A 16851-nucleotide genomic window follows, 5' to 3' on the forward strand; every position below is an offset into this window, starting at 1 on the left:
CGACATCAGGCCATTCCCTCCAGCCATGCGTTCAGGCTGTTGAATCCGTCCTGATAAGTACGATCCAGCTGCAACGGGGTGATCGACACATAACCCTGCATCACGGCGTGGAAATCGGTGCCCGGCCCGCCGTCTTCGGCATCTCCTGCGGCAGCAATCCAGTAACCGGCCTTTCCGCGCGGATCGACCACGCGCACAGGCGCCGCCGCACGGGTGCGATGGCCAAGACGGGTCAGCTGAATTCCGCGCACATGTGCCAGCGGCAGGTTAGGGATATTCACATTCAATACGGTGCGGGGTGGAAGGTCGAGGCGTTCATGGGCTTCGACCAGAAGCCGCGCGTAATGCGCAGCAGTTGCCAGGTTATCGACCTGACGTGACAAAAATGAAAAGGCAAATGACGGGCGTTGCAGAAAACGACCTTCCAGCGCCGCAGCAACGGTGCCCGAATACAGCACATCGTCACCCAGGTTGGCGCCGAGGTTAATCCCCGAAACAACCATGTCCGGCTCATCGGGCAGCAAGCCGTTGAGTCCGAGGTGGACGCAATCGGTGGGCGTGCCGTTGAGGCTGATGAAGCCGTTGTCCAGGGTGTGCGGGTGCAAGGGCCGGTCCAGCGTCAGCGAACTGCTCGCGCCGCTCTTGTCTTGATCGGGCGCAATCACCACGCACTCGGCGTACCCGGCCAGCGCGCCATGCAGCGCAGCCAGCCCGGGGGCCATAACCCCGTCATCATTTGAAATCAGAATACGCATGAGCTGTCCGTCTGCCCTGCCGGCGCGAGATCGACGAGTTCACGCACCAATGCGGTGGCGAAGCATCCGGCCGGCAGGACGAATTCCAGTTGCAGAATGTCAGGCTCGGGATAATGCCACGTCAACCGCCCGATGGGCAGTCGCAGGATGCGCCGTTCGTGCTCCATTCCCGCTTTTATCAACCAGTTACAGAGCGACGCCTCCCGCGCGGCGATGCTGTTTTCAAGCGCGGCGGTGGCGCCTGCAGCCGGGGAATCGCCCTCGCCCCACTGCGGCCCGGTCGGGTGCAGATCGAGGATCGCCAGTCGCGGGTCGCTGCACTCGGCTTCGCCAGCAGGGAAGAAACTGCGGCTGTCGGTGAACGCCAGCAGATCGCCCACTTGCGCCCGTTGCCAGCTGCCATCGGCGACTCGAACGGCCAAGACCTGGTTGAACAGGTAACTGCGCGCAGTGGATAACAGTCGAGAGCGCACATTGCGCTGCTCGGGCAGGGCCTGACGCTCGGCATAGTGCCGGGCTTCACCGAGGTTTCCGCCTTCATGGCCGAAACGCTGAGCGCCGAAATAGTTGGGAATGCCGTGTTGCCTGATCGACTCAAGACGTGCATCGAGCCCGGCCTTGTCGGCCTGCAATTGCGTCAGACGCAGCGTAAAACCATTGGCCGCGTGGGCGCCCCGTTGCAGCTTGCGCTTGTGGCGTTTGCTATCGAGGATCTTCAGCGAATCGTTTTCAGCCACTGACATGTCCGGATCGGCCTTGCCCGGCAGCTGAATGCTGAACCACTGACGGGTCAACGCCTGGCGATCCTTCAAACCGGCGTAGGCGACGGTTCGCAATGGCACACCGGCCGCCTTGGCCAGACGCCGGGCCGCTTCCTCGGTATTCAGGCCGCGTTTTTCAACCCACAACCACAGGTGCTCGCCATCGCCGGACAGCGGAATGTCGAGGACTTCATCGACCTGAAAATCTTCGGCAGTGGCCTTCAGCACAGCAGTACCCAGTGCGTCGCCGTAAGCTCTCGGACCCAGAAGTTCGAGTTCGGTCATGCGCTGATCAACAACGCGACGGCGTGCACGGCGATGCCTTCTTCGCGGCCGGTGAAGCCCAGCTTTTCAGTGGTGGTCGCCTTGACGTTGATCTGGTCGATGTCGACTTGCAGGTCTTCGGCAATCAAGGCGCGCATGCTTTCGATGTGCGGGGCCATCTTCGGCGCCTGGGCAACGATGGTCGCGTCGACGTTGCCGACCTTCCAGCCCTTTGCCTGCACTTGCTTGAGCACATGACGCAGCAGAACCCGGCTGTCGGCGCCCTTGAACTGCGGATCGGTGTCCGGGAAATGCTTGCCGATGTCGCCCAGCGCGGCAGCACCCAGCAGGGCATCGCTCAGCGCATGCAGCACTACATCGCCATCGGAATGCGCGAGCAAACCCGACGTGTGCGCAATCCGCACGCCGCCCAAGGTAATGACATCGCCTTCAGCGAAACGGTGCACATCGTAGCCGTGGCCAATACGCATAAAAAAACGCCCTGAAAAAGTCAGGGCGTGATTCTACCTACTTTGACCGACATTAGGGTCGGCCCGCGCGCAATTGCCCGTGACGCTGCAATTGAGGGCGAGGACTTCAGCCGGCCAGGGCTCGGGCGTGATGGCGCAAGTGGTCTTCGATGAAGCTCGCGATGAAGTAATAGCTGTGGTCGTACCCCGGCTGCATGCGCAATTCCAGAGGATGACCGGCCGCCTTCGCCGCCTGAACCAACGATTCCGGCTTGAGCTGATTGCCGAGGAAATCGTCGCGATCGCCCTGGTCCACCAGCAGAGGCAAGCGCTCGGTGGCCTCGGCAATGAGCACGCTGGCGTCCCATTCACGCCAGCGCGAACGGTCTTCGCCCAGATAGCGAGAGAAGGCTTTCTGTCCCCAAGGACAATCCATCGGGTTGCAGATGGGCGAGAACGCCGACACCGATTGGTAGCGGCCGGGATTGCGCAATGCACCGACCAGCGCGCCATGGCCACCCATGGAGTGCCCGCTGATGCTGCGCTTGTCCGAGGCCGGAAAGTGCGCCTCGATCAACGCGGGCAGCTCGCTGATCACATAATCGTACATGCGGTAGTGCCGCGCCCACGGCTGCTCGGTGGCGTTCAGATAAAAGCCGGCGCCCAGGCCGAAGTCGTAGGCCTTGTCCGGATCATCTGGCACGTCGGCGCCGCGCGGGCTGGTGTCTGGCGCCACGATGATCAGCCCCAGTTCCGCCGCCACGCGCAGCGCACCGGCCTTCTGCATGAAGTTCTCATCGGTGCAGGTCAGCCCCGACAGCCAGTAGACCACCGGCAGCTTGCCGCCCTGCTCTGCCTGCGGCGGCAGATACACCGCGAACACCATGTCGCAGCCGAGCACATCGGAGTGATGTTTGTAACGCTTGTGCCAGCCGCCGAAGCTTTTCTGGCACGAAATGTTTTCCAGACTCATGGGCTTCTCCGAGCTACAAGCTTCAAGCCTCGAGCGGCAAGAGGTCATGACACGACGCTCTTGCGGCTTACAGCCTGGAGCTTGCCGCTGCTCCTCAGAAATGAATGACGGTACGGATGCTTTTGCCTTCGTGCATCAGGTCGAAGGCTTCATTGATCCGGTCCAGGCCCATGGTGTGGGTGATGAAGGTGTCCAGCGGGATTTCGCCGGTCTGCGCTTTTTCGACGTAGCTCGGCAGTTCGGTGCGGCCTTTGACGCCGCCGAAGGCCGAACCGCGCCAGACGCGACCGGTGACCAGCTGGAACGGACGGGTGGAGATTTCCTGACCTGCGCCAGCGACGCCGATGATCACTGATTCGCCCCAGCCCTTGTGGCACGATTCCAGCGCCGCACGCATCAAGTTCACGTTACCTACGCACTCGAAGCTGTAATCCACGCCGCCGTCGGTCATTTCGACGATCACTTCCTGAATCGGCTTATCGTGATCTTTGGGATTGACGAACTCGGTCGCCCCCAGTTCACGGGCCACGTCGAATTTGGACGGGTTGATGTCGACCGCGATGATGCGGGAGGCCTTGGCCATTTTTGCGCCAATGATCGCCGCCAGGCCGATACCGCCGAGACCGAAGACCGCCACAGTGGCGCCCTCTTCGACCTTGGCCGTGTTCAGGACCGCACCGATGCCGGTGGTGACACCGCAACCCAGCAGGCAGACCTTCTCCAGCGGCGCCTCTTTGGGGATTTTTGCCAGAGAGATTTCCGGCACTACGGTGTATTCGGAGAACGTCGAGCAGCCCATGTAGTGGTAGATCGGCTGGCCGTTGTAGCTGAAGCGGGTGGTGCCGTCGGGCATCAGGCCTTTGCCTTGGGTGGCGCGGACTTTCTGGCAGAGGTTGGTCTTGCCGGACTTGCAGAATTTGCACTCGCGGCATTCGGCGGTGTACAGCGGAATGACGTGGTCGCCCACGGCCAGGGAGGTCACGCCCTCACCGATAGCCTCGACGACGCCCCCGCCTTCGTGACCGAGGATGCACGGGAAGACGCCTTCGGAATCCGCACCGGACAAGGTGTAGGCATCGGTGTGGCACACGCCGGATGCGACGGTACGAATCAACACTTCGCCGGCTTTCGGGGCCTCAACGTCCACTTCGACGATCTGCAGTGGTTCATTGGGCGCGAAGGCAACGGCAGCACGTGACTTGATCATCATGATCTCCAGCTAAATAAATACGAGCCCGGAGTGTAATGCAGTGCTGGTTGATGAATAATCCGCCTGAAAGCAAAACATTAATGCTGTGCAGGGACAATCGATGCACGTCAATCGCTGGGAAGGTCTGGACGAGTTTGTCGCCGTTGCCGAGTGCGGGCAGTTCACCGCCGCGGCTGAGCGGCTTGGGGTGTCGTCGTCGCACATCAGCCGCCAGATCGCGCGACTGGAAGAGCGCTTGCAGACACGCTTGCTCTATCGCAGCACCCGAAAAGTCGCTCTGACCGAAGCCGGTCAGACGTTTCTGCATCACTGCCAGCGCTTGCAGGACGGACGCGAGGAAGCGCTGCGTGCGGTCACCGACCTGACCAGCGAGCCGAAGGGGCTGCTGCGGATGACCTGCGCCGTGGCGTACGGCGAAAGGTTCATCGCCCCGCTGGTGACACGTTTCATGGAGGAATACCCGCAATTGCGCGTAGACATCGAGCTGACCAACAACACGCTGGACCTGGTGCATGAAGGCCTGGACCTGGCGATCCGGCTGGGCCGCTTGCAGGAATCACGACTGGTGGCCGCACGACTGGCGCCGCGCAAGATGTACCTGTGCGCCTCCCCCGCTTATCTCGAACGGTATGGCCGGCCCCACAGCGTGTCGGAACTGGCGCGACACAATTGCCTGATCGGCAGTTCGGACAGCTGGCAGTTGCAACAAAACGGGCGGGAATTTTCCCAGCGGGTGCAGGGCAACTGGCGCTGCAACAGTGGGCAGGCGGTGCTGGATGCGGCATTGCGCGGGGTCGGGCTGTGTCAGCTGCCGGATTACTACGTGCTGGAGCATCTCAAGCGCGGTGCGCTGGTGTCGTTACTGGATGCCCACCAGCCGCCGAACACCGCCGTCTGGGCGCTGTACCCGCAGCAGCGACATCTGTCGCCCAAGGTGAGAAAGCTGGTGGATTATCTGAAAGCGGGCTTGGCGTCGCGGGAGGAATACAGCGTTTAGGCCGATCGGCCGTTGAATTCGACCCGTCGCTGGCGCAGCCACTCGAGGTCTTCCGGGCGGGTGACCTTGATGTTGTCGGCGCGCCCTTCAATCAGACGCGGCGATTGCCCGGCCCATTCGATCGCCGAGGCTTCATCGGTGATCGCCACATTCGACACCAGGCTATCCGCCAGCGCCCGGTGCAGCGCACCCAGACGAAACATCTGCGGCGTATAGGCCTGCCAGATCAGGCTGCGGTCCACGGTTTCGGTGACGCGGCCATTGGCATCGGCGCGCTTGAGGGTGTCTTTTGCCGGCACCGCCAACAGGCCGCCGACCGGATCATGCGCCAGCTCGCCCAGCAGATTATCGAGGTCCGAACGCGCCAGATTCGGGCGCGCCGCGTCGTGCACCAGCACCCAATCGTTGTCATCGGCGCCGTTGGCGTGCAGGTGCAGCAGCGCATTGAGCACCGAGTCCGCACGCTCCTTGCCGCCTGCGACCTGCTGGATGCGGGAATCCAGCGCGCAAGGCAACGTCGGCCAATAAGGGTCATCCACAGCCAGACTGACCACCAGGCCCTTGAGCCGGGGGTGATCGAGAAAGCAAAGCAGGCTGTGTTCAAGAATCGTGAGGCCGCCCAGTTGCAGGTATTGCTTGGGACGGTCTGCCGCCATGCGCGCGCCAACGCCCGCTGCGGGAATCACTGCCCAGAAGGCAGGAAGGGATTGAGTCATTACACCAACGTCACTGTGCCAACTGATAAAGGGTTTCGCCGTCCTTGACCATGCCCAATTCATGACGGGCACGCTCTTCAACGGTTTCGAGGCCTTTTTTCAGCTCCAGCACTTCCGCGTCGAGGACTCGGTTGCGCTCCAGCAGAGCATCGTTTTCGGCATGTTGATCGGCGATTTGCTGAGTCAGACTGGCCACCTGCGCGAGACTGCCATTACCTACCCATAGGCGATACTGCAAGCCAGCGAGCATCAAAAGCAGAACGAGGAACAACCAGTTAGGACTGCGCATTGTGAATATCTGTTACCCGGCGAATAAAGACAGCAAAACCGACCATTTCAAATGCCCATAAGCCCGGTGGTCACCGGGCTTATGGATCAGGACGACAAGAAAGGTCACGCTTCAGTGACTTTTCCTACAACGCCTGCTGCCTTTTTACCATCTTTGCGATCAGCCGCGAAACTCGCCGCGACCACGGTACACCGCTTTGGCGCCCAGTTGCTCTTCGATACGCAGCAGCTGGTTGTACTTGGCGATACGGTCGGAACGGCTCAACGAACCGGTCTTGATCTGGCCAGCCGCAGTGCCCACGGCCAGGTCGGCAATGGTGGAGTCTTCGGTTTCGCCGGAACGGTGCGAGATCACGGCGGTGTAACCCGCGGCCTTGGCCATCTGGATGGCTTCCAGCGTTTCGGTCAGCGTACCGATCTGGTTGAACTTGATCAGGATCGAGTTACCGATCTTCTTGTCGATGCCTTCTTTCAGGATCTTGGTGTTGGTCACGAACAGGTCGTCGCCCACCAGCTGGATCTTGTCGCCGATCTTGTCGGTGAGGACTTTCCAGCCATCCCAGTCCGACTCGTCCAGACCGTCTTCGATGGAGATGATCGGGTGCTTGCTGACCAGGTCAGCCAGGTAGTCGGCGAAACCGGCAGAGTCGTACTCGCCTTCTTCGCTCAGCACGTATTTGCCGTTCTTGTAGAACTCGCTCGCGGCGCAGTCCAGCGCCAGGGTCACGTCGGTGCCCAGTTTGTAGCCCGCGTTGGCAACGGCTTCGGCGATGGCGTCCAGCGCGTCGCCGTTGGAGTTCAGGTTCGGCGCGAAGCCACCTTCGTCACCCACGGCAGTGTTCAGGCCACGTGCTTTCAACACCGCTTTGAGGTGGTGGAAAATCTCGGTTCCCCAGCGCAGGCCTTCGGAGAAGGTCTTGGCGCCCACCGGCTGAATCATGAATTCCTGGATGTCGATGTTGTTATCAGCGTGCTCGCCACCGTTGATGATGTTCATCATCGGGACCGGCATCGAGTAAACACCCGGCGTGCCGTTCAGATTGGCGATGTGTGCGTACAGCGGCAGATCCTGGTCCTGAGCGGCGGCCTTGGCAGCGGCCAGGGACACGGCGAGGATCGCGTTGGCGCCCAGGCTGGCTTTGTTCTCGGTGCCGTCCAGCTGAATCATCGCGTGATCCAGGGCTTTCTGGTCAACCGGGTCTTTGCCCAGCAGCAGGTCGCGGATCGGGCCATTGATGTTGGCCACGGCTTTCAGAACGCCCTTGCCCATGTAACGGCTCTTGTCGCCATCACGCAGCTCGAGCGCTTCACGCGAGCCGGTGGAAGCACCGGACGGCGCGCAAGCGCTGCCGATGATGCCGTTGTCGAGGAGCACGTCTGCTTCCACGGTGGGATTGCCACGGGAGTCGAGAACTTCACGACCTTTGATGTCGACGATTTTTGCCATTGTTGTTAACACTCCAAGATTGACGAAAACGACGCAGCTGGGAAAACGATTCGGCGTCTCAGGGCTCTAGGACAACGGGCAGGCCCTGAAACGACAATTTTCCCGACCCTTTAGTCGGGAAAACAACGAACGGCACTCTACCGGAGGGCTCGGCGCCGGAGAAGCGGGTTTTACGCCGTTTCGATCGTCGGGAAGCTTTTAACGAGTTCGTCGAGCGCCTTGAGCTGGGCCAGGAACGGCTCCAGCTTGTCCAGGCGCAGGGCGCAGGGACCGTCGCACTTGGCGTTGTCCGGATCCGGGTGGGCTTCCAGAAACAGACCGGCCAGACCCTGGCTCATGCCGGCCTTGGCCAGATCGGTCACCTGGGCACGACGGCCACCGGCGGAATCGGAGCGACCACCTGGCATCTGCAGAGCGTGGGTCACGTCGAAGAACACCGGGTATTCGAACGATTTCATGATGCCGAAACCGAGCATGTCGACAACCAGGTTGTTGTAGCCGAAGCTCGAACCGCGCTCGCAGAGGATCAACTGATCGTTACCCGCTTCCACGCACTTGGCCAAGATGTGTTTCATCTCGTGGGGCGCGAGGAACTGGGCTTTCTTGATGTTGATCACGGCGCCGGTCTTGGCCATGGCCACGACCAGATCGGTCTGACGGGACAGGAAAGCCGGCAACTGAATGATGTCGCAGACTTCCGCCACGGCAGCGGCCTGCTCAGGCTCGTGCACGTCGGTGATGATCGGCACGCCGAACGCTTGCTTGATGTCCTGGAAAATCCGCATGCCTTCTTCAAGGCCCGGGCCGCGATAGGAGGTCACCGAGGAACGGTTGGCCTTGTCGAAGCTGGCCTTGAACACGTACGGAATGCCGAGCTTCTCGGTCACTCGTACGTACTCTTCACAGACCTGCATCGCCATGTCACGCGACTCGAGGACGTTCATGCCGCCGAACAAAACCATAGGCTTGTCGTTGGCGATGTCGATCGAGCCGACGCGGATGATTTTCTGTGCCATGTGATAAATCCCTATCAGCCGTTCTTCTGGTGTTGAGCAAGCGCTGCCTTGACGAAGCCACTGAACAACGGGTGGCCATCGCGCGGCGTAGAGGTGAACTCGGGGTGGAACTGGCAGGCCACGAACCATGGGTGGTCAGGGGACTCGACCACTTCAACCAGCGCGCCGTCACCGGAACGACCGGAGATTTTCAGACCGGCCTCGACCAGTTGCGGCAGCAGATTGTTGTTCACTTCATAACGGTGGCGATGGCGCTCGACGATGACGTCGTTGGCGTAGCAATCGTGCACCAGAGAACCCGGTTCCAGCAGGCATTCCTGCGCGCCCAGACGCATGGTGCCGCCCAGGTCCGAGGTTTCGGTACGGGTTTCGACAGCACCGGTGGCGTCTTCCCATTCGGTGATCAGACCGACGACCGGGTGCTGGCTGGCGCGATCAAACTCGGTGGAGTTGGCGTCTTTCCAGCCCAGCACGTTACGTGCGAACTCGATGACTGCCACCTGCATGCCCAAGCAGATGCCCAGGTAAGGCACCTTGTTTTCGCGAGCAAACTGCACGGCCGTGATCTTGCCCTCGACGCCGCGCAGACCGAAGCCGCCCGGGACGAGAATCGCGTCGACGCCTTCGAGCAGGCCGGTGCCCTGATTCTCGATGTCTTCGGAATCGATGTAGCGCAGATTGACCTTGGTACGGTTGCTGATGCCGGCGTGACTCATCGCTTCGATCAGCGACTTGTAAGCGTCCAGCAGCTCCATGTACTTGCCGACCATCGCGATGGTGACTTCGTGTTCCGGATTGAGTTTGGCGTCGACGACCTTTTCCCACTCGGACAGGTCGGCACTGCCGCACTGCAGGCCGAAGCGCTCGACGACGAAATCGTCAAGGCCCTGGGAATGCAGGATGCCCGGGATCTTGTAGATGGTGTCGGCGTCTTCGAGGGCGATGACCGCGCGCTCTTCAACGTTGGTGAACTGCGCGATTTTGCGGCGCGAAGAAATGTCGATCGGGTGGTCGGAACGGCAGACCAGTACGTCTGGCTGCAGGCCGATCGAACGCAGTTCCTTGACCGAATGCTGGGTCGGTTTGGTCTTGGTTTCGCCCGCGGTGGCGATGTACGGAACCAGTGTCAGGTGCATAAGCATGGCGCGCTTGGCGCCCACTTCGAAACGCAGCTGACGGATCGCCTCGAGGAACGGCTGCGACTCGATGTCGCCCACGGTGCCGCCGATTTCGACCATGGCGACGTCGGCATCGCCGGCGCCCTTGATGATGCGACGCTTGATTTCGTCGGTGATGTGCGGGATCACCTGAATGGTCGCGCCCAGATAATCACCACGGCGCTCTTTGCGCAGGACGTGCTCGTACACACGGCCGGTGGTGAAGTTGTTGTTCTGGGTCATGGTGGTGCGAATGAAACGCTCGTAGTGACCCAGGTCCAGGTCAGTCTCGGCGCCGTCGTGGGTGACGAACACCTCACCGTGCTGGAACGGGCTCATGGTGCCGGGATCGACGTTGATGTAGGGGTCCAGCTTGAGCATGGTGACCTTAAGTCCCCTCGCCTCCAGGATGGCCGCCAATGAAGCCGAGGCGATGCCTTTCCCCAATGAAGAAACAACACCGCCCGTGACGAAGATGTAGCGCGTCATGAAAAACCCTAGAAGTCTGCGTTAAAGCGGTCAGAGCCGCCGGGGAAAGCGAAGGAAGGCCGAAGCCCCCGACAACCTGCGTGTTTCACTGTGGATCTTCGAATCTGTCGCGCCCAAATCAGCGACCGGCCTTGAAAAGGTCTGTCCGTGGTTTGCCACATTTTTGAGAATCGTCCAGTAAAAACTGGCTGGTAATCGGCAACTTGCGTCGTTCCGGAAGGATCGACATAAGCTGTATCAAGAAGGGAGCGTAGTCTACCGGAAAGGCCCTTTCAGCTCAAACTTTGGTCATTCGTCGGTGGCAACCAGTGCAATCGCCAGTCGCCACGGGGGCTGGCGTCCAGTCCCGGAAGGTTTGCCACGGCCAATAACTGCTCGCCGCGGTACAACAGCGGCAATCGGCCGCGCAGAAAAACCGGCACGCCCTTCTCGTTGAGCAGCCTTTTCAGGTCGCGTCGGCCTCTGTCCGGCACATCGAAAGTTTCGCCGCCCTGGCGGTAGTGCACATGCAAGCCACCCGCAGGCGCAGCGCCGAGGATCTGCAGCATGCCGTTGCCCGGCAGCGCGAGAGGTTGCGACGCCATGGACCAGTGCTGCGAGCCGGCGACGTTTTTCAGCCAGATCCCCGACAGCCACCAGATACGCCCTTCGGCTCGGTGCATCTGACCATCGGCCAGTCGCCAGATGGGGCGACCGTCCGGCCCGGCGTCGCGCAACGAGTCCCAGCCCACCCAGTGATCGGCGTCCGGCAATCGAGTGAGCGGCGCCAGCCAGTGGCGCAGTGCGTTGCGTTGCCGGGCGGGTGACAGCGCTTCGAGCGGCGCCAGTTCAAGGGAGGGCATGTCCAGCCACGGCCAGGGGCACGGCGTATCGGCGAGAGCCAGATCCTGCACCGCCAGCTCGTCCAGCAACTGCTGGGCTTCGGCCAGATGCGCGGCGCTGCGGGCCATGCTCGCGATCGCTTGCGGCCAGCGCGTTGTCACCAGCGGCAGTACATGACTGCGCAGGTAGTTGCGCGAAAAGCGGCTGTCTTTGTTGCTCGGGTCCTCGATCCAGCTCAACCCCTGTTCCCGGGCATAAGCCTCGAGGGTAGCGCGAGATTCATCCAGCAGCGGCCGAAATAACTGTCCTGCGCCCAAAGGACGCTGCGCCGGCATCGCGGCCAGCCCGCGCACCCCGGCGCCACGCAGCAGACGGAACAGCAGCGTCTCGGCCTGATCGTCACGGTGCTGGGCGGTAAGCAGCACCTCGCCGGGCCCGAGGGTTGAGTTGAACGCGGCGTAACGAGCGTCACGCGCGGCTTGTTCGAGGCTCGCGCAGGGGCGCACCTGGACGTCGATGACCTCCATCGGCACCCCCAGAATCTGACACATCTGCCGGCAATGCACCGGCCACGAAGCAGCCACCGCCTGAAGGCCATGGTTGACGTGAACAGCGGTCAGCGGAGGAAGCGCGTGAACCCTGGCAAGTTCCGCCAGCAGGTGAAGCAGGACAGTGGAATCGAGCCCACCTGAGAATGCGACGCGCCAGGCGACTGCAGCGCGCCAGGGTTCGAGGCGCGACAGCAGACGTCTGGAGAGTGCGAGTGTGATGCTGTCCGGTTTGCTCATGCTGGTTAACCCTGCTTAAAGCTCGCCGGACCGGTGAGCATCACCGGGTTCGGTGACGCTCCTGTTGCAGAACGGTCCGGTTAAAGGCCATAGCTCATCAGGCGGTCGTAACGACGGGCCAGCAGCGCGTCATTATCGAACTTCTGAAGCATGCTCAGTTGGCTGCTCAATTCTTCGCGGATCAATGCAGCGGCAGCGGCCGGATCACGGTGCGCGCCACCCAACGGCTCGCTGATCACCTTGTCAACGATGCCCAAGCCCTTCAAACGCTCGGCAGTGATGCCCATCGCTTCGGCGGCATCCGGCGCCTTCTCGGCGGTTTTCCAGAGAATGGACGCGCAGCCTTCCGGCGAGATCACCGCGTAGGTCGAGTACTGCAGCATGTTCAGTTGATCGCACACGCCGATGGCCAGCGCGCCGCCCGAACCGCCTTCGCCAATCACGGTGGCAATGATCGGGGTCTTCAGGCGCGCCATGACCCGCAGGTTCCAGGCAATGGCTTCGCTCTGGTTACGCTCTTCGGCGTCGATGCCAGGATAAGCGCCCGGCGTGTCGATGAAGGTCAGGATCGGCATTTTGAAGCGCTCGGCCATTTCCATCAGGCGGCAGGCCTTGCGGTAGCCTTCAGGACGCGGCATGCCGAAGTTGCGGCGAACCTTCTCGCGCACTTCGCGGCCTTTCTGATGACCGATCACCATCACCGGCTGCTCGTTCAGACGGGCAATGCCGCCGACGATAGCGGCGTCGTCGGAGAAGTGGCGATCGCCATGCAGCTCGTCGAACTCGGTGAAGATGTGTTGAATGTAGTCCAGCGTGTACGGACGACGCGGATGACGCGCCATGCGCGCGATCTGCCAACTGGTCAGGTTGCCGAAAATGCTTTCGGTGAGCGTATTGCTCTTCTCTTGCAGTCGAGAGATTTCGTCGCCGATGTTCAGCGAGTTGTCATTGCCTACCAGACGCAGCTCTTCAATCTTGGCTTGCAGGTCAGCAATCGGCTGTTCGAAATCCAGAAAATTCGGGTTCATAGGCATCCGTCTTGGGTCGACGGCCAAGAGGCCGGCCGGTTGATCCGATAAGCGCCCTACCTTAATGGAGCGGGCGCCTTTCGGTCGAGTTTAAAGTGTCGAGTCACAAATGTTGAGCTGATCGGTGTCAGCGATACTGCAGGAAGACGTTCTCTCGTCCGAACTGGTCACGCAGCGCCTGAATCAGGCTGTCCGCGGGATCGATCCGCCACGCTTCGCCGAACTGCAGCAGTGCCTTGGCTTCCTGCCCGGTGTAGTCGAGGGTGATCGGGCACGCGCCGCGGTGCTTCTTGCACAGCTCGCCCAGCCAGCGCAGCCGGTCGCCCTTGAGCGCTTCGGCACGCACGTTCAGGCGCAGACTCTCTGCCAGCCCGGTGCGCGCTTCTTCCAGGCTCATCACCCGTTTGGCCCGCAACCGCAGGCCGCCGGAGAAATCGTCGGTGCTGACCTCCCCTTCCACCACCACCATCGCGTCGGTCTGCAGCAGCGACTGGGCAGCCTGGAACGAGTCGGCAAACAGCGACGCTTCGATACGCCCCGAACGGTCGTCCAGGGTGATGAAGCCCATCTTGTCGCCCTTTTTGTTCTTCATCACCCGCAGCGCGATGATCAGGCCGGCGATGGTCTGGGTTTCCCGCGAGGGCTTCAGATCAACAATACGCTGACGCGCGAACCGGCGGATCTCGCCTTCGTATTCGTCGATCGGGTGCCCGGTCAGGTACAGGCCCAGGGTTTCTTTCTCCCCACGCAGCCGCTCCTTGAGCGTGACCTCTTTGGCGCTGCGATGGTTCGCGTACACGTCGGCGTCGGCTTCGACGAACAGGCCGCCGAAGAGATCCGCGTGGCCGCTGTCGTGACTGCGCGCGGTCTGCTCAGCCGCCTGAATGGCTTCTTCAAGCGCGGCCAACAGGACGCCGCGGTTACGGTCGATATTGGCTTGATACTGTTTTGGCTCGTCATAGAAGAACGGGCCCAGCCGGTCCAGCGCACCGCTGCGAATCAGGCCGTCGAGGGTGCGCTTGTTGACGCGCTTGAGGTCGATGCGAGCGCAGAAATCGAACAGGTCGGCGAACGGGCCTTCCTGACGCGCTTCGGTGATGGCTTCCACCGGGCCTTCGCCGACGCCCTTGATCGCGCCGAGGCCATAGACGATACGGCCGTCGTCGTTCACGGTGAACTTGAACTCGGAGTTGTTCACGTCCGGCGCATCAAGGCGCAGCTTCATGATCCGCACTTCTTCGATCAAGGTCACGACCTTGTCGGTGTTGTGCATATCCGCTGAAAGCACCGCTGCCATGAACGGCGCCGGGTAGTGACGCTTGAGCCAGGCGGTCTGGTACGACACCAGCCCGTAGGCCGCCGAGTGCGACTTGTTGAAGCCGTAACCGGCGAATTTTTCCACCAGGTCGAAAATGTTACCGGCCAGGTCCGGGTCGATATTGTTGGTCTTGCAGCCCTCGATGAAACCGCCGCGCTGCTTGGCCATCTCTTCGGGCTTCTTCTTGCCCATCGCACGACGCAGCATGTCGGCACCGCCGAGGGTGTAGCCGGCCATGACCTGGGCAATCTGCATCACCTGTTCCTGATACAGGATGATGCCGTACGTTGGCGCAAGCACCGGCTTGAGGCCTTCGTACTGGTAATCGACGTGGGGGTACGACAGCTCGGCACGGCCGTGCTTGCGGTTGATGAAGTCGTCAACCATGCCCGACTGCAACGGACCGGGACGGAACAGCGCCACCAGTGCGATCAAGTCTTCCAGGCAGTCGGGCTTGAGCTTCTTGATCAGCTCTTTCATGCCGCGGGATTCAAGCTGGAACACGGCCGTGGTTTCAGCGCGCTGCAGCAGCTCGTAGGTCGGCATGTCATCCAGCGGGATGAACGCGATGTCGAGAGGCTCTTCGTCGACCTTGGCGCGGTCGCGGTTAATCGTCTTCAGCGCCCAGTCGATGATGGTCAGGGTACGCAGTCCGAGGAAGTCGAACTTCACCAGACCGGCTGCCTCGACGTCATCCTTGTCGAACTGGGTGACCAGGCCGCCGCCCTCTTCATCGCAGTAGATCGCCGAGAAGTCAGTCAGTTTGGTCGGCGCGATAACCACACCACCGGCGTGCTTGCCGACGTTACGCACAACGCCTTCGAGCTTGCGCGCCATCTCCCAGATTTCTGCCGCCTCTTCGTCCACCTTGAGGAAGTCGCGCAGAATCTCTTCCTGCTCGTAGGCCTTTTCCAGGGTCATGCCGACTTCGAAGGGGATCATCTTCGACAGACGATCGGCCAATCCGTAGGACTTGCCCTGTACCCGCGCCACGTCACGGACCACGGCCTTCGCGGCCATGGAACCGAAGGTAATGATCTGGCTGACCGCGTTGCGGCCGTATTTCTCGGCCACGTACTCGATGACCCGGTCGCGACCATCCATGCAGAAGTCGACGTCGAAGTCGGGCATGGAGACCCGCTCGGGGTTGAGGAAACGTTCGAACAGCAGGTCGTATTGCAGCGGGTCGAGGTCGGTGATCTTCTGCACATAAGCCACCAGCGAACCGGCACCCGACCCCCGGCCCGGACCGACCGGCACGCCGTTGCTCTTGGCCCACTGGATGAAGTCCATCACGATCAGGAAGTAACCGGGGAAGCCCATCTGGATGATGATATCCAGCTCGAAATTCAGGCGGTCGACGTAGACCTGGCGCTTGGCCTCGTAGTCCGGCGTGGTCTCTTTCGGCCAAAGCACCGCGAGGCGCTCTTCCAGGCCCTCGAACGACACCTTGCGGAAATACTCGTCGATGGTCATGCCATCGGGGATCGGGAAGTTGGGCAAAAAGTGCGTGCCCAGCTTGACGTCGATGTTGCAGCGCTTGGCGATCTCGACGGTGTTGGCGAGGGCGTCCGGCAGATCGCTGAACAGCTCAGCCATCTCCTCCGCGCTCTTCAGGTACTGCTGATCGCTGTAGTTGTGCGAGCGGCGCGGATCGTCCAGCGCCCGGCCTTCGCCGATGCACACGCGGGTTTCGTGGGCTTCGAAATCTTCCTGCTTGATGAAACGCACGTCGTTGCTGGCCACCAGCGGCACACCATGGCGCTCGGCCAGGGCAACGGCGGCGTGCAGGTGTTCTTCGTCGTTGATGCGGTTGGTGCGCTGGACTTCGATGTAGAAGCGGTCCGGGAAAACCGTCAGCCACTCTTTCAGCAGCTCGTCGGCTTCGGCCGGATTGCCACCGAGCAGGGCCATGCCGATCTCGCCTTCCTTCGCCGCAGACAGGGCAATCAGCCCTTCGCTGGCTTCGGCCACCCACTCCCGCTCGATGACGACCAGCCCATTGCGCTGGCCGTGCATGAAACCACGGGAAATCAGTTCGGTGAGGTTCAGGTAGCCTTTCGGATTCATCACCAGCAGGCTGAGGCGACTGAGGGGCGCATCGCGGTCGCGCCCGGCCAGCCAGATGTCGGCGCCGCAGATCGGCTTGATCCCCGCACCCATGGCGGCTTTATAGAACTTCACCAACGAACACATGTTGTGTTGGTCGGTCACCGCCACGGCCGGCATGTTCATGGCCGTGAGCGCCTTGACCAAGGGTTTTACACGGACCAGACCATCAACGAGGGAGTATTCGGTGTGCAGGCGTAGATGAACGAAAGAAGCCGGCATGGTTGATCCTATGGTGCAGAA

General features: G+C 61.4%; 14 protein-coding genes. 1 reads left to right on the forward strand and 13 read right to left on the reverse strand.

All coding sequences use genetic code 11. The annotated features are described in order from the left end of the window. Positions 1-5: 5 nt before the first annotated feature. From surE to AC07VF_RS08895, 5 genes are all read right to left on the reverse strand, one after another. Positions 6-755 (reverse strand): 5'/3'-nucleotidase SurE, encoded by a 750-nt coding sequence (gene surE, locus AC07VF_RS08875; RefSeq protein ID WP_282369377.1) that lies wholly within the window; start codon positions 753-755, stop codon positions 6-8. Further along, positions 743-1801, reverse strand: a complete 1059-nt coding sequence (gene truD / locus AC07VF_RS08880; RefSeq protein WP_495007845.1) for a tRNA pseudouridine(13) synthase TruD — start codon at positions 1799-1801, stop codon at positions 743-745. The genes surE and truD overlap by 13 nt, the downstream gene beginning before the upstream one ends. Next, the gene (gene ispF, locus AC07VF_RS08885; RefSeq protein ID WP_495007846.1) at positions 1798-2271 is read right to left on the reverse strand and encodes a 2-C-methyl-D-erythritol 2,4-cyclodiphosphate synthase; all 474 of its coding nucleotides are present in this window, start codon (positions 2269-2271) and stop codon (positions 1798-1800) included. The genes truD and ispF overlap by 4 nt, the downstream gene beginning before the upstream one ends. A gap of 106 nt (positions 2272-2377) precedes the next feature. Further along, the gene (fghA, locus tag AC07VF_RS08890) at positions 2378-3223 is read right to left on the reverse strand and encodes an S-formylglutathione hydrolase (RefSeq protein WP_122537381.1); all 846 of its coding nucleotides are present in this window, start codon (positions 3221-3223) and stop codon (positions 2378-2380) included. A gap of 94 nt (positions 3224-3317) precedes the next feature. Beyond that, on the reverse strand, positions 3318-4430 hold the full coding sequence (locus tag AC07VF_RS08895) for an S-(hydroxymethyl)glutathione dehydrogenase/class III alcohol dehydrogenase (protein WP_108120933.1): 1113 nt from the start codon (positions 4428-4430) through the stop codon (positions 3318-3320). A gap of 103 nt (positions 4431-4533) precedes the next feature. Between AC07VF_RS08895 and AC07VF_RS08900 the strand changes: the two genes are divergently transcribed. After that, positions 4534-5430 carry a LysR substrate-binding domain-containing protein gene (locus AC07VF_RS08900; RefSeq protein ID WP_495007847.1) on the forward strand — a complete coding sequence of 299 codons (897 nt, stop codon included), beginning with the start codon at positions 4534-4536 and terminating at the stop codon, positions 5428-5430. Here AC07VF_RS08900 and ispD read toward each other — a convergent pair. From ispD to dnaE, 8 genes are all read right to left on the reverse strand, one after another. Beyond that, positions 5427-6146: a 2-C-methyl-D-erythritol 4-phosphate cytidylyltransferase gene (gene ispD / locus AC07VF_RS08905; RefSeq protein ID WP_495007848.1), complete on the reverse strand. Its 720-nt coding sequence runs from the start codon at positions 6144-6146 to the stop codon at positions 5427-5429. The genes AC07VF_RS08900 and ispD overlap by 4 nt on opposite strands. A 10-nt stretch (positions 6147-6156) precedes the next feature. Further along, the gene (ftsB, locus tag AC07VF_RS08910; RefSeq protein WP_037014212.1) at positions 6157-6435 is read right to left on the reverse strand and encodes a cell division protein FtsB; all 279 of its coding nucleotides are present in this window, start codon (positions 6433-6435) and stop codon (positions 6157-6159) included. Positions 6436-6594: 159 nt separating this feature from the next. Beyond that, positions 6595-7881, reverse strand: coding sequence for a phosphopyruvate hydratase (eno, locus tag AC07VF_RS08915; RefSeq protein WP_122537377.1), 1287 nt, complete (start codon positions 7879-7881; stop codon positions 6595-6597). Positions 7882-8051: 170 nt separating this feature from the next. Then, positions 8052-8897, reverse strand: coding sequence for a 3-deoxy-8-phosphooctulonate synthase (gene kdsA / locus AC07VF_RS08920; protein WP_122622970.1), 846 nt, complete (start codon positions 8895-8897; stop codon positions 8052-8054). Positions 8898-8911: 14 nt separating this feature from the next. Then, on the reverse strand, positions 8912-10543 hold the full coding sequence (gene pyrG / locus AC07VF_RS08925) for a CTP synthase (protein WP_192132158.1): 1632 nt from the start codon (positions 10541-10543) through the stop codon (positions 8912-8914). Between the two features lie 272 nt (positions 10544-10815). Beyond that, positions 10816-12153 (reverse strand): tRNA lysidine(34) synthetase TilS, encoded by a 1338-nt coding sequence (gene tilS / locus AC07VF_RS08930; protein ID WP_495007849.1) that lies wholly within the window; start codon positions 12151-12153, stop codon positions 10816-10818. An 80-nt stretch (positions 12154-12233) separates the two neighbouring features. Next, positions 12234-13181 carry an acetyl-CoA carboxylase carboxyltransferase subunit alpha gene (locus tag AC07VF_RS08935; RefSeq protein ID WP_172610979.1) on the reverse strand — a complete coding sequence of 316 codons (948 nt, stop codon included), beginning with the start codon at positions 13179-13181 and terminating at the stop codon, positions 12234-12236. A 127-nt stretch (positions 13182-13308) separates the two neighbouring features. Beyond that, on the reverse strand, positions 13309-16830 hold the full coding sequence (gene dnaE, locus AC07VF_RS08940; RefSeq protein WP_495007850.1) for a DNA polymerase III subunit alpha: 3522 nt from the start codon (positions 16828-16830) through the stop codon (positions 13309-13311). Positions 16831-16851: the final 21 nt, after the last annotated feature.

Source organism: Pseudomonas sp. GW821-FHT02H06 (assembly GCF_059421525.1).

Coding starts and splice junctions, on each gene's coding strand:
- surE (WP_282369377.1), bottom strand. CDS start 755: ATGCGTATTCTGATTTCAAATGATGACGGGGTTATGGCCCCCGGGCTG.
- truD (WP_495007845.1), bottom strand. CDS start 1,801: ATGACCGAACTCGAACTTCTGGGTCCGAGAGCTTACGGCGACGCACTG.
- ispF (WP_495007846.1), bottom strand. CDS start 2,271: ATGCGTATTGGCCACGGCTACGATGTGCACCGTTTCGCTGAAGGCGAT.
- fghA (WP_122537381.1), bottom strand. CDS start 3,223: ATGAGTCTGGAAAACATTTCGTGCCAGAAAAGCTTCGGCGGCTGGCAC.
- AC07VF_RS08895 (WP_108120933.1), bottom strand. CDS start 4,430: ATGATCAAGTCACGTGCTGCCGTTGCCTTCGCGCCCAATGAACCACTG.
- AC07VF_RS08900 (WP_495007847.1), top strand. CDS start 4,534: ATGCACGTCAATCGCTGGGAAGGTCTGGACGAGTTTGTCGCCGTTGCC.
- ispD (WP_495007848.1), bottom strand. CDS start 6,146: ATGACTCAATCCCTTCCTGCCTTCTGGGCAGTGATTCCCGCAGCGGGC.
- ftsB (WP_037014212.1), bottom strand. CDS start 6,435: ATGCGCAGTCCTAACTGGTTGTTCCTCGTTCTGCTTTTGATGCTCGCT.
- eno (WP_122537377.1), bottom strand. CDS start 7,881: ATGGCAAAAATCGTCGACATCAAAGGTCGTGAAGTTCTCGACTCCCGT.
- kdsA (WP_122622970.1), bottom strand. CDS start 8,897: ATGGCACAGAAAATCATCCGCGTCGGCTCGATCGACATCGCCAACGAC.
- pyrG (WP_192132158.1), bottom strand. CDS start 10,543: ATGACGCGCTACATCTTCGTCACGGGCGGTGTTGTTTCTTCATTGGGG.
- tilS (WP_495007849.1), bottom strand. CDS start 12,153: ATGAGCAAACCGGACAGCATCACACTCGCACTCTCCAGACGTCTGCTG.
- AC07VF_RS08935 (WP_172610979.1), bottom strand. CDS start 13,181: ATGAACCCGAATTTTCTGGATTTCGAACAGCCGATTGCTGACCTGCAA.
- dnaE (WP_495007850.1), bottom strand. CDS start 16,830: ATGCCGGCTTCTTTCGTTCATCTACGCCTGCACACCGAATACTCCCTC.